Genomic DNA, 16,816 nt, shown 5'->3' with positions numbered 1-16,816 from the left:
ATGGTCTTTAACAAGTTACAAACGTTGGAAATCTTCTAATAAAAACACGGTTTTTGCTGTGAAATGTAACAATTTTTCTTTAGTTTTTATAAAAATACTTGAAAAAAATTTTTTCTTTCTATTTTTTAATGTAAAGGAATTGTAAAGAATTTTTTCATTAAAACAACAAACATTATTGTTATTTTTAGCCATTCACAGTACGCTTATAAGAAAGCGATGAATTATAAAAGGATGTGTATCACTTTATATGGATATTGATTTACTTTCACTCGGAACATTATTAGTTTTTGGTTTTATCGCATCCTTTTTGAATGCTATTGTTGGTGGTGGCGGATTAATTTCTTTACCAGCGTTAATGGCAGTTGGTTTACCTCCAAGCACAGCAATTGCGACAAACAAACTTGCGAATACCATTAGTAATGGAACAAGCATGCTCACATTTTTGAGAGCAGGTAAAGTAGACTTTAAAAAGATTGGAAAAACCTTACCCTTTATTTTTATTGGCTCACTAATTGGTGCTTACACTGTGCACCTCGTGTCTCCCTCAATTTTAAAGCCACTTATGCTTGTTATGCTCGTACTTGTAGCTACTTATACAATTTTAAAAAAAGATTGGGGACAACAACCTACACAACGTATTTTAAGTATTGGAAAGAAACTTGGGTTTCTTTGTGCTTTTGCGACAATCGGCTTTTATGACGGATTTTTTGGTCCAGGAACTGGCTCTTTTTTCATATTCATATTATTAATGATGGGTAATGACTTCTTACAAGCTGCAGGCAATGCAAAAGCATTTAATTTCACATCGAATTTAGCAGCCCTTGGCATGTTTTTAGTTTTAGGACAGGTTAATTTTTTATATGGTCTACCGATGGGCTTCGTAATGATTTTCGGTGCCATTTTAGGTTCCAAATTTGCGTTAACACGCGGTACGAAAATAATGCGTATTATTTTTATTATAATGACTTGTATCTTAATTGTGAAAAATGCGTGGGATTACTTTGGCTCACATTAAATAGAAGGTAGCGATATTAATCGCTGCCTTTTTAATTGATAGAATTTTCAATCAATTGACAATAATCGTTACCGTGCTATAATACTTTTGGGCTTCACCGCATTGAAGCGCAAAAGTAATTTTTAGGAGGATTTATATGTTTCGAATTGAAGCAAAAAGTAACCCTCGATTTATTGAGGCTTGCTTCATTACACTTTTAATTATTGCCACGATGGCAATTAGTATTGGCTATTTAAAGGCAACGCCCCATATTCCTATTGTCCTAGTCATTTCGATTTTAATTGCCTATGGACTGCTTAAAAAAGTACCGTTTCGTGAGCTTGAATCTGGGATGATCGCTGGTGCTAGTGCAGGTTTAGGCGCTGTCTTTATTTTCTTCTTTATCGGTATTTTAATTTCCAGTTGGATCATGGGTGGCACCATCCCAACGCTCATTTACTACGGCTTTTTAACTGTTTCGCCTAGCTTTTTCTTTGCAATTGTATTTCTAATTTGTAGCATCGTCGGCGTATCTGTTGGTAGTTCATTAACAACAGTCGCAACAGTTGGTGTTGCCTTTATGGGAATCGCTGGTGCAATGGATATTTCATTAGCAATAACTGCTGGTGCAATCGTTTCGGGCGCCTTTTTTGGCGATAAAATGTCACCACTCTCCGATACGACTAATCTAGCATCTGGTACGGTAGGTGTTGATCTATTTGAGCATATTAAAAATATGGGTTGGACGACAATTCCCGCCTTTATTATCTCGTTTATACTGTATGCCTTGTTATCTCCATCTAGCGCCAATACTTCTTTTGAAACAGTCGAACTATTTAAAGTAGGATTACTAGAAACAGGTCTTATTCATTGGTATACATTGCTACCAATCGTTGTGCTTGTCATCATGACATTATATAAAGCTCCTGCACTTATTACACTTGCAGTTGTTTCTATCGTTGGTGTTGGACTTGCTTACATTCAAGAACCACTTGCACTTTCCCATGTATTCGAAATGCTTTTTAATGGCTACGTATCCAATACTGGAAATGAGGATGTAGATGCCCTGCTGACGCGTGGTGGTATGAATAGTATGCTATTTACGATTGCGCTCGTTTTACTAGCATTAACAATGGGTGGACTTCTATTTACGCTCGGTATTATTCAAAGTATTTTAGCAAAAGTTGAAAGCTTATTTACAAGTGCAGGTTCCGTTATTACTGGTGCTGCCCTTACTGGGATTGGTGTCAACACATTAATCGGTGAGCAATATCTATCTATTTTGCTTACAGGAGAAGCTTTTAAAGCTCAGTTCGCAAAGGTCGGACTTGCACCAAAAAATTTATCACGTGTAATGGAGGATGCTGGTACTGTTGTCAATCCGCTTGTGCCTTGGAGCGTGTGCGGAATTTTTATCGCTAGTGTACTAGATGTATCAACGACAACTTACCTTCCGTTCGCCTTCTTCTGTTTACTCGGTCCAATTTTAACAGTACTATTTGGCTGGAGTGGCAAAACGTTAACAAAGCTTGAAAAACTAGATTAACATAAAAAATCTGCTAGCAGTCTACGTAATTACATCGTAGATTACTTGCAGATTTTTTCTATTTCTATCATTCCAAATTGGAATCAAAACAGTGATTTTTTTGCATTTCCGAACAATAAATAGCTTTGTTATGCTAAAGCAAAGGAGTTGGAATAACAATGACAATAAAATGGAATGCAAATCTATACGATCAAAAACATGATTTTGTTTCAAAATACGGGGAAAGCTTAGTGAACTTACTTGCACCCCAAAAACATGAACATATTTTAGATGTTGGCTGTGGAACTGGCGATTTAGCAAATGAAATTGCTCAATTTGATGTGGTCGTTTTAGGTATTGATGCCTCCAATGAAATGATTCAAAGTGCACAACACAAATTCCCGGCACTTTCGTTCAAAACAAAAGATGCTGCTTTGATGGACTACACTCATCAGTTTGACGCAGTATTTTCAAATGCTGCTCTGCATTGGATGAAACAACAGGACAAAGTCATCGAAAACATTTACCGTGCACTGAAACCACACGGACGTTTTGTTGCAGAAATGGGCGGTAAAGGGAATATTGCTTCAATTGTAGGGGCACTTAGAAAAAGTATGGAGGAACTTCAGCTTCCTTTTGAAGAGCAATATTTTCCATGGTATTTTCCTACGGCTGACGAATATCAAACTATGCTAGAAAATGCGGGCTTTTCAGTTCAAATGATTACTTTATATGAACGTCCAACCCCACTTCAAGGCGACGATGGCTTACGCAATTGGTTAGTCATGTTTAGCAATAACGTTCTTCAGCATTTAAGTGTCGATGAAAAGGAGCTAGTTTACGCTAAATGTGACGAATTGTTAAAGCCAAACTATTATGAGGACAAGCAATGGATTGCCGATTATTGGCGATTACGTTTTGTTGCGACGAAGGGCTAAAAATAACGAAAAGATTTTGTAATCAATAAAAAATTAGAAGAGAGCACTAGTTGATGGTAGCGAAGGCGGTGACTCCTGCGGAAACGCACGCATAGTAAGACGCAATAAACCGCGCTTTAGCGGGGGTTGCGGCTTACGGTGTGCCCCCGCCGTAGCGAACATCAATGTCATAGCAAAAAGTGTTAGATTGATTGTAGTCAATCTAACACTTTCTCTCATTGTCTCCGCTTCTTATTACGAACGAGGCCATAACATGACCATGACCCCTACTATACAAATGCCAGCTCCAACTAAATCTAGCATATCTGGCTTTTGCTTATCTATTCCCCAGCCCCACAATACGGAAAGCACAATAAAGACACCTCCATATGCTGCATAGACTCTACCGAAAGTTGGGAATGATTGAAAGGTTGCAACAACGCCATATAAAGCTAATGCAACTCCCCCAAAAATACCCCAATAAAAAGGTTTACCTTCCCTTAGCCAAAGCCAAATTAAATAACCCCCTCCAATTTCGCCAATACCTGCTACGATAAATAATATAATAGCGTAAATCATAGTTACCTACTTTCTTCTTATACTTATTTAAATTACTGCTATGTTGCTTATGCTTGTCCCTACATTCAACTTACCTTCCTCATATATTGAAGCCCCAATATATAATCGTATCCGTTACACCAATGATAATTAAAATTATACCTGCTACGATTTGTATTACTCTTCCCATTTTCATACTTGTTTTCATAATAAGGCGTTTTGTATCAAACAAATGGATAAGTGTCAGCATTAAGATTAATGGTACTGAGGTCGCAATGCCAAAAATCGCTGGCAAAATAAAGCCATATGAAGTTGTAACGACTGTCGGCATAAGCCAAACGAAAAATAGCACAAACATCGTAGGACAAAAAGCAATGGCAAAACATGCACCCATTATAAATGAACCAAACTTTCCTTCTTTTAATACAAGCGGGATACGTGTTGACAGTTGATGCAGCCATTTGAATTTTAAGATGCCAATTAGGACAAAACCAGTCAACAACATAATTGGTCCGATTACCTTTCTAAAAATCGGAAAATAGCTAGTCATTGACGTTTCAAATGATTGACCAAATAGCCATGCAAATAATCCGATTATACTAAACACAACGACCTTACCGATGATAAAAAATATTACTTCCCCGAAATTATTTTTCATTTGAATCGTACGATTACCATAGAAAGTAATCGCACTCATATTGCCAGTTAATTGACAAGGTGCTAGGGCGCCAACTAACCCTAAAAGTAACGCTATAATTAGTGGGGAATGTTCATAGGAGTTTAAAAATAAAGTAATTGGACCGCTAACGAAGCGACTAATTTCTGACATCAAACTATACATGCTTGTATCACCTTCAATCCTAGTAATGGTCCGCTAAACTAATTGTTTTTATAAATGGCATAACAAACAGCCAAAAATGCTTCAATATCTGCAGTTACATATTTACATAAAAAATAAGTATTTGAAACAATATGTGAAAACTCTTTTACTGAATAACTATGAAGCAATTGTTCTTGATAGGGAGCTTCAATTACACTTTTTGGTAAAAAAGCAATCCCTAAACCTTGCTTGACAAAATTTTTGATGACTTCTGTTTGATTAATTTGCATACTTTTATAGCTCGGCAATTGTTGTAGTACTTGCTGGACCTCTTGCCAATATGGCGCATATTCGTGGATTAAAATCGTTTCTTGCTGTAAAAGTGTCATAGGATCGGTAAATTTTTTGCCTATCGGTACGATCAATTGGAGTGGCTCTTCGGCAAGCATTTCCATATGGATAGCTCGTGTGGACGTCAGTTTCGAGATACCTATATCGACAGCTCCTGCATATACCGCTTCTCCGATTTCATTGGACTTTAACAATTCAATTGAGAGCTGAATTGCAGGTTTTTGCTGTTGAAAATAACCAATTACAGCTGGTAATGTAGAATTCGCAATTTGTGGTGCTACGCCAATCGTTAATTTTGAAGTAAAACCACTTTTCAAAGATTGTGTACTATGTAATGCTTCATCAACGGTTGCCACTATCTCTTTGGCTTGCTGTAAAAAGTGTGCCCCGATGTAATTTAATTTTACATGTTTTGCTTGCCGTTCAAACAGCGGTGTTTGCAATTCCTTTTCTAAATGCTGAATATGTTTCGATACTGTCGATTGTGTAATAAAACATCTTTCTGCCGTCTCACGAAAATTTTCGGTTTCCGCTGCCACGATAAACGTCCGTAACCATTCTGTTTCCATAGACAATGCCTCTTTTAGTTTTTCATTCATTATAACGAAATTATTGTGTAACTTGAAACCTTTCAAACTATATAAGTCAGTATTGTTACGGCTAAAAAGGACAAAGGAGCACCTTAACATGTAAGGCACTCTCTAATCTGAAATCGATTTTCTACAATTATTGTAAAAAGTACTTCAAAGCATCGATTTGTTGCATAGCTTGCTCATACCCCATGTCGTAATTTTTGCGCATTTGCACCGTATCTTTCTCAAAGCTGTTAAGTGCTTGTGTTGGGCGGAATATAAACGCTTTTCCTTGTGCCTCCAACTTTTCACAATAATCAAGAGAAGCATTATAATGGTCTGCACGTTTTTGCATGCTTTTCACCAAATTAGGATAACGTTTTGCTAGTAGTTTCATAGCCCACTTGCTTTGGCGATCCATTTGTTTACGGTAACCTTTAGGTCTTGTTAACACAAGTACATGCTTTTTAAAACCATTTTCGACACCATGCATTATCGGAATTGGCTCCGCTAAACCACCATCGTAATAGGCCGTATTATTTAGTTTAATTTCCGGAAAAAGAATAGGTATAGCACAAGTTGCCCGCAACATCATACATTGTCGATCCATTTCTCGTGCATCCATATACTCAACTTGCCCTGTTGCTGCATTCGTTACGCCAAAAAGTAATTTCCCGTCATATTGCTTGTACGTATCCCAGTCAAAAATATCTAGCTCATTTGGAATAATATTATAAGCAAAATCTAAGCCAAATAAGCTCTTTTCCTTAAGGAAATTTTTTATGCCCATATACCGCTTATCATGACGGTAATCCATTAATACACGTAACGATCTTTCCTTTTGCTGTGACACATAGGAGCAAGCATTGATTGCACCTGCTGAAATGGCTACTACATAGGGCATCATAATGTCATGCTCTAAAAAAGCATCCAATACACCGGATGTAAACAATGTACGAAACGTTCCACCCTCTAATATTAAACTTGAATCCTCCACATTTACCTGTAGCATACCATCACTCTTTCACTCTATATTCTCTTTTAGTTTACCGCAATCAAAGCTAAGTTTCTTATTTTTTCACCAATTATAATAGTTAAGATTTTTTAATCGAAATAATAGGCGATGTGCCTGCTCTATGGTAATCACTTTTATAAGTGTTGTGTCTTGTCCATGCAAATATTAGTAAATACACAGGTGTTATAATCGAAGGAATTTGATTTTGGGTATTTTGTTAAATACAGTGCCAGGCACTCAAACAATTTTAAAATAAAAAAGAAGAGCCTATTTAAAGGCTCTTCTTTTTCTTTACGCCATTTTACCGACAACTTTTACTTTTAGTCTTGTTGCGTTTTCTGGATGATAAGCAAGTGGCGTTTCTTCCACTTCGACTAATTCAATTGTTTCAGCAAGAGCTCCGGCTAATACCGCTTGCTTCACTGCTTTATTTTGTGCATCTTGCAAAGATTCTTCACGTGGTTCTTTAGCATAAATATAAATCTGTTCATACTGCCCACTAATTTGAGCAATTGATGCACCAATTGCATTGGCAACACTACCATGTTCATTTTTAATAATTTTAGCTACCCCTCGTAACGATTCAGGCACAATAATACTGCCCCCACCGACTAAAACGAGTTGCACATCTTCTGAAGAAGTTTTCATTTTATCAATGGCCTGCTCAAGTAACGACGCCATTTCTTTTTGTACGTCTTTGGCAAATGCTTCATCAAGATGAGCTACTAAACTACGATCTCCTACATCTGCAAGACCTAAACGAACCGCAATATCTGTTGTTGTCAGTGTGTCGCCCCCAAAGACCAGTGCCTCTTGGCTAATTTTATAGCCTACACTATCAGGGCCAACCGTAATCTTGCCATCATTGACACGGACGATACTACCTCCGCCTAGTCCAACAGAAATAATATCTGGCATTCTAAAGTTTGTACGAATGTCCCCTACTTCTACAGCAACAGACGATTCTCTTGGAAATCCATCTTGTAGGACACCAATATCAGAAGTTGTTCCGCCAACATCCAACACCATCGTATTTTTAATTTGTGACAAATAAGATGCACCACGTATACTGTTCGTCGGTCCACAAGCAATTGTTAAAATTGGGAACTGTTTTGCATAATCGATTGACATCAACGTTCCATCATTTTGACATAAATACACTTCCGCATTAAAAATCCCCTCTGTTTGCAATGCATGTACGAAGCCTTGTGTCGTTGTTTCAATTACTTTGCAAAGCGCCGCATTTAAAATTGTTGCATTTTCACGTTCAATTAACCCAACTGACCCAATCAATGAAGAACAAGAAATTGGATACTCTTCACCATATACTTGTTGGATAATATCACGGACTTTCAATTCTTGATCATTTTTGATAGATGAGAAGACCCCAACGATGGCTATTGACTCTACTTGGTGTCGCCAGTCCTCTAATAGCGATCGAATTTCATCTTCGTCAAGCTGTCCTAATACTTGCCCATCATATTCGTAACCACCATGCACTAAAGCATAATTGCCAGATAGGTTTTCAACCATATCTTTCGGCCAAGCAGTGTATGGCAATACGGATGCAGTTGCAGGATAGCCGAGGCGAATCACACCTACTTTAGCGAGTTTTTTACGCTCTACAATAGCGTTCGTACATTGTGTTGTACCTAACATCGCATGACTAATTTGTGTTTTATCGATTGCTAAATCTTGCAGTAAATTTCGTAAAGACGTTTCAATCCCGGTTTTAATATCTAAGCTTGTTGGCGATTTTACACTATGGATAAGCTTATTATTGTTATCTAAAAGGATGGCATCTGTATTTGTTCCACCTACATCAATTCCGATTTTATACATGCTCAGTTACCCCCTTTTTCACAATTTCCTCGATTGGCTCATAATCATAATCATAGCCAAAGTATTTTGGACCTGCTGTTTCAATCCCTTTTGCTGTGCGCCATTTTTCATTAGCAGGCAGACCAATGACACGTACACGTTTACCGTATTTTAAACTTTCTGTTGTTACAGGTAATAATGTTTCATAATCTACTAAACAAATTAAATCTGGAGTCATCGCAACGACTTGCTCATTTTTTTCTGCTAGCAGATTTTCATTTTGGAAATGGACTTTCATCTGTTCATCTTTATTAGCATCAATGCCTTCAAGATTCATCTTCCCTAGGTTAAAGCCGCCCTTCGTTTCTCGAATGACATCAACGATTTTACCTTGGAATAATTCAAAGCCTGAAACGAGGTTTAGCAATTCTTGTAGCTTGTCATTTACTTCCTTATTTTTGGATGCAATGATTTCCCCAATTTTTTCAGAAAGTGTGATAATGTGATGCACACCACTTTTCTTCATTTGTGCACCAGTTGTAGGATACAAGCTCACTAAAGCACTTGCGCCCATTTCTACTGTCGCTGTACGAGCTAAACGCTCTGTCCATTTATTATCAATTGTTTCAAAAATACCAATATTCCCTTTTTCGTCAGTAATCGCCATCGGTGTTGCTGAAATGCCATCTAAATGGAATGTCACCATCTGCAATTCTGGGAAGGCACGACCCATACCATCACAATCAATAAGTGGTAAACCAAGTTGTGCAGCTACGACAATCGGAATCATCGAGTTCACCCCACCGGCTTCCATTGGATACGTACCAGCAATTTTCTCTTTTCCTAAGTACTGAGCAAGCTTTTGGAAAACTTTCACGAATTCATCACCACGTGGGAACTTCTCGACTAAAACAGAAGGTGCTCCCATCATTGCAGCGGGAATAAAAAAGTCCTCATCTGCTATTTCATCTACTGAATACAATTTGACAGGCCCGTTTTTTTCAATAGCAGAAAGCGCCATAAGCTTTCCAATATAAGGATCTCCGCCTCCGCCAGTGCCTAAAAATGCTGCGCCAATCGCAATATTTTCAATTGCTTCTTTATCTAAATATCTCATCTATTTTCCTCCAATATTATCGATTTTTGTCCAGTTAACCGATGCCCTACGTAATAAATAACAAATGAAATGACAATCCCGATTAAAGGCTGATTTGGTATTTGTGGTAATTCAGGGAATAAGGATAAAATTACAGGCGCACTAGCAATAATTGCGCCAGCTAACCATGAAAATACACCTAAACGATTGACCCCTTCTACCTCATGCCAACTATTTTTATCACCTTTATTCATAAACCAGTATGAAGCAATCATAACGCCCGCAACTGGAGGAATCATCGCTGATAATATTGACATAATCGGTGTAAAGTAATTGAGTATCCCTACTACAGCCAATAATGTCCCAACTGTTCCGGCAATACCAATTGCCACTTTTTCTTTTTCCTTAGAAACGTTAAAAACATTTATAAGAGCAATTCCTCCTGAAATGGCATTGACCAAATTTGTTTTCCATGTCGCTAAAATTAACGCCACACCGCCAATAAATGGTGTTGCAATATTTAAAAAGACAGCAGTAATATCACTTGTTTGATAAGCGATTGTTAACACAGCCCCTACGCCAATCATTAAAATGCCAGCAGGGATAATGCCGAATGTAGCTGCTTTAAAAACATCCGCACGTTTTTTGGAAAATTGCGAATAGTCACCAGCTATTACTGCTCCTAAAGCAAACGAACCAATCGTTACAGCTAATCCATCCATAAAGCTCATCGTTTGTTTCGGTTTATAGTCCAAAATGATTTGTAGATGATCTCCCGTCAATGTTTGTACTAAACCAAATACACAAATTACAACTAATAACGGTACTGCAATATAACTTAATACACGTAGTACTTTCATTCCATAAATCGCTGAAATCACCATTACCAACCCACTAAGGAAAGAAGCGAATGGCGTTGGTACATTCACATTAAAATGCGCTAACAAATTCGCTAACGCTACCCCACAAACATTGGCCTGGATACCAAACCAGCCCAAGCAAGCGATGGCTAATATAATAGACAAAATCGTGCGAGATCCTGTTTTACCAAATACATGTCCTGCGATATGGACGGTTGGCTTTCCTAAGTCACTGCTTTGCATCCCTTGCAAAACCATGATAATAACAACAATCGTATAGCCAACTAGTGCTACGGCCAGTGCCATCGGTAAACTCATACTCGAAATAAGCGTGTTCCCTACTAGTAAACTTGGGATACAAATCATCGCACCAGCCCAAATAATACCTAAACTATACCAGGACTGTTCATTGCCTTCGTTTCTCATAATACTCCCTCCTTATACTTCCTTGTTTCTTGAATGAATCTAATTATAAGAGAGAAGGGAATGGTACGTCTTTTTCATAAATAAAAAAAATAATCTGAAATTTTGTCAATTCGAACAAAATTCCAGATTATTTTAATTATTAATTAAACGATAGAGCATACATGCCATATAGACATCGTAAAATTCAGAGTAGATAGTGACATCGCTGCCAATCAATTCACTTATTTTTTTTATGCGATACTTTACAGTATTTTTATGAATGAATAAAATCTTACTACAGTCATCAAAATTACCATTTGCATCTAGGAGAAACGTCATTAAAGTTTTTAACGACTCCTCATCATTCAAAATAGGTTCAATTGCTGACAAGTATTCTTCAATCATCTCTTCCCCTTGTTTACTTAAATCAATCGCCCGCTTTATGGATCTTATTTCAGCTGCGGTATACAATTTGCGCAATGGAAATATGGCATGGACCTTTTCGCCGACTTGATTCACTAACTGATACATTTGTCTTACTGCTTTCGTATTTTTCATTTTCGGTGAATACACAATTTTAGCAATTTGTGCGTCGTAACTTGTCGTCTGAATAAACTCACTAGCAATTTCAAATTCGTTATATTTATATAAACAATTTCCTAAGAGAACTATGATGCAATGATCAATACATTGAATCACTCTTGTTTTGTAATATTTCGAAAGTTGCTCATCCAATTCATCTCGAATACTTTTTTCTTTTGTTAAATCATCGATCGTAACTAACCACATCATCTGCACAGCAGAGACATCAATATGAAGTACATTTGCCAATCTGCGCATTTTATCACTTTCATCATTAATAATCGCTTTAACCAACGCATACTCACTTACATCATCATGTTTATCTCCCCATAGGTTAATTGCCACTTGTACCACTTCACTAATTTTTTCAATCGTCTTTGCAGGCAATTTCGTATTCTCTTTAATAAGGAATAAATACAGCAGTTCGCCATTTTTTTGGTGGACGCTTTTATATTCAATAACGCAAGTAATATCATTATTTAAAAGCTCAAGCTCCCCCTTGTCCTGATTGACTAAACTTTTGGAAAATTCTTCGATGACTTTGGACACATCTAAGGAAGAATTTCTAGGCCACATCACTTGGTTGACAATATCAAAATTTGTATTCGTCAGCACAATATTCGCTTTCAGACGATCCGATAACATTTTCAGCGTAATTTCTACACTGCGTAAATGCTCTGGTAGCAACGAAACCTTCTCCAATGTTTCCTTCACGAAATGATCATTGACCGCTTGGTTACTAATGATTGTCTCCATCACTTCATAAATGACTTCATTATACCTTAGTGAATAATCATTTTTAGGCATACAAATTATAATAAAATCTTGAGCATCTGCTAATTGCAGTACTTCCTTTGGGATTTCTGGCAAAACGATACCGACATAATATAATATTAAACCCAATTCTCCTAGGTCATGTAAATATTGAATGGTACTACATTGTTTTTCCACACTATCTCGAATGGAAAAAAAAGAGCTGATCACTAGTTCTTCTGCATACCACTCTTCTTGCACTGTTTGGACAATCTTCGAACAAAAATCTCCATCTGAAACTTCTAAAACAGATAGAGAGGAAACAGTTCGATTAAGATTATTTCGACCTGTTAATACATCTGCTCCTCTAAATGATGGTAATTGCAGCAAATCGTTTACTGTTACCCCCATATTCCTTCACCACTACTTTGTTAAAAATTTGCATTCTATTAAATATTAATGGTATCACTAAAGTCGATACCTTATGAAAAAGAGTATCATATTCGACACAATGTTTCAAAAATAGACATTTTTCAAGAAATTTACTTGCTGTCAGCCTGCTCTACTTTTGTATGCGTTTATTAATCACCTAAAGAATACCTATTAAAAGTTATTTAATGGTAAAATTATAAATAAATTTAGAATATAAGTGAGGAAAAGACAATGTCAGAAGTATTAAAAATCGGAAATTCTATTGGAAATGATTTACGTAAGAGCATGCAAGCCGATTGTCGTAACTGTTTTGGCTTATGCTGTACCGCACTAAATATAGTTGCATCAAGCGATTTCGCTATTCATAAACCAGCTGGCACACCATGTATGAATTTGCAATCTAACTTCAGCTGTCAAATTCATAGTGAGCTTAGAAACAAAGGCTTTAAAGGATGCACCGTATACGATTGTTTAGGTGCAGGGCAATGGGTTTCACAATCGACGTTTTATGGACAAGATTGGCGCAATAATACTGAAATTGCTAATAAAATGTTTCGGATATTCCCGATTATGGAACAGTTATATGAAATGATTGCCTATGTAGCAGAGGCAATGTCTTATGCGCTGCCACAGCGCTTATACGATAAATTACATGCACAGTTAGAGAACTTGCAACACCTCACTAAACTAGACGTAGAAGCACTGTTAGCTATTGATATCCCTCATATTCGACTACCTGTTAATGACTTATTGTTAAAGACAAGTGAACTAATTCGCAATGAGCTTGTAGTAAACACATTCGGTAAACACAGTGGTCGAAAAACGAATTATCGAGGTGCCGATTGGATGGGGAAAAATTTAAAAAGCAAAGATTTAAGAGCAACTGATCTGCGAGGCGCATTATTAATTGCGACAAACCTGCAAAATGCGGATTTAAGAGGGGTTGATTTTATTGGTGCTGATTTACGTGATGCCAATATATGCGGGGCAAATCTTTCTACTGCGATGTTTTTAACGCAAATGCAAATTAATTCAGCAGTTGGTAATCGCGAAACGAAACTCCCCTTTTATTTAACCATGCCGACACATTGGCATAATATACTACAAAAATAAGGGACAGATTAGAAGAATCTTTCTCTTCAATCTGTCCCTTTTATTACTTCGCTTGTTTCTTTTTATAAAGAATAGTCGCTATAACGAGCACAAGTAAAATAGCTTGTCCAATAATTGTTTCAACAGTTGGATAGAAACCAATAAAACTAATAACCGGTAGTCCATCAACGATTGTCGTTGGCACGCTATCTCTAAGTTGCAATGTATGCAAGCTGACACCGATAATTTTAAATGCCAACACATAAATTAACACCGTTGCCACGGCAAAAAGCTTATGAATGGCAATTTTGCCACTCGCTTTAAATAATACAATGGCTATTACCGCTAGAATGATAAGTGCTAGGATAATACCAAGTATAAATTGAGATGTCGCCATTTTTGGGGCAATCCCAGCATAGAAAACAAGTGTTTCTGCCCCTTCTCGGAACACCGATAAGAAGCTAACAGATGCCATCGCAAATACCGATCCACTTGAAATGGCGTTGCCCATTTGTTTTGAAATGTAACGGTTCCAGCTTGCGACACTTGATTTACTATGTAGCCAAATACCGACACCTATCATCATCGCAGCAGCAACAAGACCTACATAACCTTCCATCATTTCTCGGTTCGTATCCACCGTTGCTGAGTTGAAAATCGTAGACATTAATACGGCAGCTACCGCTGATACTAATATTCCAGCTAATGCTCCTACATAAATCCATTTACGCAGCGATTTTTGCCCAGATTTATTTAAAAATGACACTAATGCTAAAATAATTAATAAAGCCTCTAAGCCCTCACGTAGTAAAATTAGTGCTGAATCCCAAATAGTATAATCTGAATTTCCTTGAATTAATTCAATTTCAGTTCGGAATTGATCAAGCTTACTTTTAATGCCTTTGACATCTACCTGTGACTTTAATAAGTCACTTACTAGTATCGGCATATCACTTTCAATCTTTGTATAAAGACTACCATTACGAGTTGATATATCGATTTCTACGCTCGGCCATATTTTGATGAACTCTCGGATTTTATCGGATGCCGCTTTGTAGTTACCTTCGTCAATTAGATCATTGGCATCATCAATATAAGCAATTAATGTTGATAAAGAGTAATCGCCTTCTACAACTTGCGCAGTATCATGACCTGCTACGAAATCCTCAATTGTTTGCTTTAAATCAGCGTATTGTGATTGCATTAACGCGACTTCAGGCTCTTCTGAAGCAAGTGTTATTCGTATAAAAGCCATTTGCGTTTCAATTTGGCCGTACATCCCTATGCTTTGCTCACGTACGGGACGTTCAATTTTTTTCCACTTCGCATTAAAGTCTTTATAAGCATCGTTAATTGAAGCTACATCACCGCTTGCCAAAGCTTCTTCAAATGCTTTCATAATAGGTTTAAACTTTTGTCCAAATTCTGCTCGCTGTGCCGCTTCATCCACAGGGTTTTCAAGCTTCTCTAACGCGCGCAAAGCATTTGAAAGTGCAGACAATGCCGTTAAACGTTCTTCTTTAGAAGAAGCCTTTACTGCTTGGTCGAGTATTTTATCGACTTCTTTTTTCGCCTCAGTTTGGTCCGATGATACAGAAGACCAATCTGTTGCGAATTGTTCAAGTGCATCTTTTGCTTCTGCTTCCTTGTCTTGCTTTGTATTCATTAGCGCATCACTAATCGAAATGTATAAGTGACTGTAAGATTGCGCTGCTTGCACAGGTACTGCAAGTGTCAGTAATAAGCATATGATAATGCTACAGCGCGTTAAAAAGTGCTTCACCTAAGTAACTCCCCTTTTGTACTCCAGGGAAGCAAGCAAACACCGCACTGCCTCGATGGGTAATATATTCATTCATTTTATCCATTCGCCCTAAACTGTTTTGAATCGTTGTAAATTGCGCTGGATCTTTTTGAAAAGAGATAAATATTAGTCCTGCATCGTGCGCACCCGTATTTGACATTACACCTGATGCGTATGAATAAGATCGACGTAATATGCGGGCACCTGATTTACGTGCTAAATGCACATGCGATGTATCAGGCATAATATATTCGCCCTTGCTATCTTTTGCTTCGATATCGAAATCATCAAATTCTTTCGTTTTACCTAATGGGGCACCACTATCGCGATAGCGCCCAAACGTTGCTTCTTGATCCTTCAAAGAAGTACGATCCCATGTTTCAAGATGCATTTGAACTTTTCGAGCAACTAAATAGGAGCCACCCTTTAACCAGCCTTTATCTACCCACACGACTTTATTCAAGTCTTGTTCATCCGTAATTGAAGGATTGACTGTGCCATCCTTGAATGCGAATAAATTGCGAGGCGTGCCTCCCTCTGCTGGAAATGAGTTAAAGCCCGCTTGTGACCATTTAATTTCCACTTTTCCGGAAGCAGCACGTACTAAATTGCGGACAGCATGGAACGCCACTTGTGGATCGTCAGCACACGCTTGAATACAAAGATCCCCGCCTGTAAATTCCTTTTGTAGCTGATCTTTTGGAAAATGTGGCAAATCAGCTAATTCAGCAGGCTTTAAATGGGCCATGCCGAGCTTATCAAATAAAGAAGGACCTACACCGACAGTAATCGATAAATTAGAAGCATTTAAACCTTCTGCTTCTCCTGTATCACCTGTCGGCACTCGTGTATTTGTTGTTAAATCTACTATTAACTCACCATTCATTAAACGGACAACAAGAGGTGTCCATTTTTTGAACAACTCTTGTAGCTCTTCTTTGGATGACACGAGGACGGTTAAAGAAGCAAAATAAATATGTTTTTGAACGGGTGTAGTAATGCCCGACTGATGTTTTCCATAAAAATTAACTTTGTTTTTTGCTGTTGAGCTATCTGCGACAGGCTCGAAAACATCATAGCCCATCGCTTTCATCACACCACCAAAGCCAGAAGCACCAATAGCAATACCGGCCACGCCCATGCTTGTTAGCTTTAACATTTCACGGCGCGATATTTTTTTATCGATCCATTTTTCATCTTTTGACGATGTCATTATTTA

General features: G+C 37.6%; 14 protein-coding genes. 4 read left to right on the top strand and 10 right to left on the bottom strand.

The genetic code is table 11. The features are described 5' to 3' along the window. Nucleotides 1-247 precede the first annotated feature (247 nt). From ACIQXW_RS05515 to ACIQXW_RS05505, 3 genes are all read left to right on the top strand, one after another. On the top strand, nt 248-1,015 hold the full coding sequence (locus ACIQXW_RS05515) for a sulfite exporter TauE/SafE family protein (RefSeq protein ID WP_402760329.1): 768 nt from the start codon (nt 248-250) through the stop codon (nt 1,013-1,015). A gap of 136 nt (nt 1,016-1,151) precedes the next feature. Further along, nucleotides 1,152-2,540, top strand: a complete 1,389-nt coding sequence (gene nhaC, locus ACIQXW_RS05510; RefSeq protein WP_402760327.1) for a Na+/H+ antiporter NhaC — start codon at nt 1,152-1,154, stop codon at nt 2,538-2,540. Between the two features lie 158 nt (nt 2,541-2,698). Further along, entirely contained in the window at nt 2,699-3,457 is a 759-nt protein-coding gene (locus ACIQXW_RS05505) for a class I SAM-dependent methyltransferase (protein WP_402760325.1), read from the top strand. Nucleotides 3,458-3,691: 234 nt separating this feature from the next. On the opposite strand, the gene ACIQXW_RS05500 is transcribed toward ACIQXW_RS05505, so the two are convergent. From ACIQXW_RS05500 to ACIQXW_RS05465, 8 genes are all read right to left on the bottom strand, one after another. Then, on the bottom strand, nt 3,692-4,015 hold the full coding sequence (locus ACIQXW_RS05500) for a YnfA family protein (RefSeq protein WP_401018317.1): 324 nt from the start codon (nt 4,013-4,015) through the stop codon (nt 3,692-3,694). A 79-nt stretch (nt 4,016-4,094) separates the two neighbouring features. After that, the gene (locus ACIQXW_RS05495) at nt 4,095-4,835 is read right to left on the bottom strand and encodes an urease accessory protein UreH domain-containing protein (protein WP_402760323.1); all 741 of its coding nucleotides are present in this window, start codon (nt 4,833-4,835) and stop codon (nt 4,095-4,097) included. Between the two features lie 38 nt (nt 4,836-4,873). Further along, nucleotides 4,874-5,734: a LysR family transcriptional regulator gene (locus ACIQXW_RS05490; protein ID WP_402760321.1), complete on the bottom strand. Its 861-nt coding sequence runs from the start codon at nt 5,732-5,734 to the stop codon at nt 4,874-4,876. Nucleotides 5,735-5,891: 157 nt separating this feature from the next. Next, nucleotides 5,892-6,749, bottom strand: a complete 858-nt coding sequence (locus ACIQXW_RS05485) for a patatin-like phospholipase family protein (RefSeq protein WP_402760319.1) — start codon at nt 6,747-6,749, stop codon at nt 5,892-5,894. A gap of 294 nt (nt 6,750-7,043) precedes the next feature. Next, nucleotides 7,044-8,594 carry a hydantoinase/oxoprolinase N-terminal domain-containing protein gene (locus tag ACIQXW_RS05480; RefSeq protein ID WP_402760317.1) on the bottom strand — a complete coding sequence of 517 codons (1,551 nt, stop codon included), beginning with the start codon at nt 8,592-8,594 and terminating at the stop codon, nt 7,044-7,046. After that, nucleotides 8,587-9,690, bottom strand: a complete 1,104-nt coding sequence (locus tag ACIQXW_RS05475) for an S-methyl thiohydantoin desulfurase family protein (protein WP_402760315.1) — start codon at nt 9,688-9,690, stop codon at nt 8,587-8,589. Before ACIQXW_RS05475 ends, ACIQXW_RS05480 begins: the two co-directional genes overlap by 8 nt. Continuing rightward, nucleotides 9,687-10,955, bottom strand: coding sequence for a cytosine permease (locus ACIQXW_RS05470; protein ID WP_401018326.1), 1,269 nt, complete (start codon nt 10,953-10,955; stop codon nt 9,687-9,689). The genes ACIQXW_RS05475 and ACIQXW_RS05470 overlap by 4 nt, the downstream gene beginning before the upstream one ends. Before the next feature lie 132 nt (nt 10,956-11,087). Beyond that, the gene (locus ACIQXW_RS05465; RefSeq protein ID WP_401018328.1) at nt 11,088-12,680 is read right to left on the bottom strand and encodes a PucR family transcriptional regulator; all 1,593 of its coding nucleotides are present in this window, start codon (nt 12,678-12,680) and stop codon (nt 11,088-11,090) included. A gap of 252 nt (nt 12,681-12,932) precedes the next feature. Here ACIQXW_RS05465 and ACIQXW_RS05460 point away from each other — a divergent pair, with 252 nt between their 5' ends. Continuing rightward, on the top strand, nt 12,933-13,814 hold the full coding sequence (locus ACIQXW_RS05460) for a pentapeptide repeat-containing protein (protein ID WP_402760312.1): 882 nt from the start codon (nt 12,933-12,935) through the stop codon (nt 13,812-13,814). 43 nt (nt 13,815-13,857) lie between these two features. Here ACIQXW_RS05460 and ACIQXW_RS05455 read toward each other — a convergent pair whose 3' ends face one another. Both ACIQXW_RS05455 and efeB read right to left on the bottom strand, forming a co-directional pair. After that, entirely contained in the window at nt 13,858-15,576 is a 1,719-nt protein-coding gene (locus ACIQXW_RS05455; RefSeq protein ID WP_401018331.1) for an FTR1 family iron permease, read from the bottom strand. Continuing rightward, entirely contained in the window at nt 15,551-16,810 is a 1,260-nt protein-coding gene (efeB, locus tag ACIQXW_RS05450; RefSeq protein ID WP_402760310.1) for an iron uptake transporter deferrochelatase/peroxidase subunit, read from the bottom strand. The genes ACIQXW_RS05455 and efeB overlap by 26 nt, the downstream gene beginning before the upstream one ends. Nucleotides 16,811-16,816 lie beyond the last annotated feature (6 nt).

The sequence above is a fragment of the Lysinibacillus sp. NPDC097162 genome (genome assembly GCF_044762185.1).
Taxonomy (GTDB): Bacteria; Bacillota; Bacilli; order Bacillales_A; family Planococcaceae; genus Lysinibacillus.
Note: the sequence above shows the minus strand (reverse complement) of the source record. Positions and strands in the feature narration are given on the sequence as shown.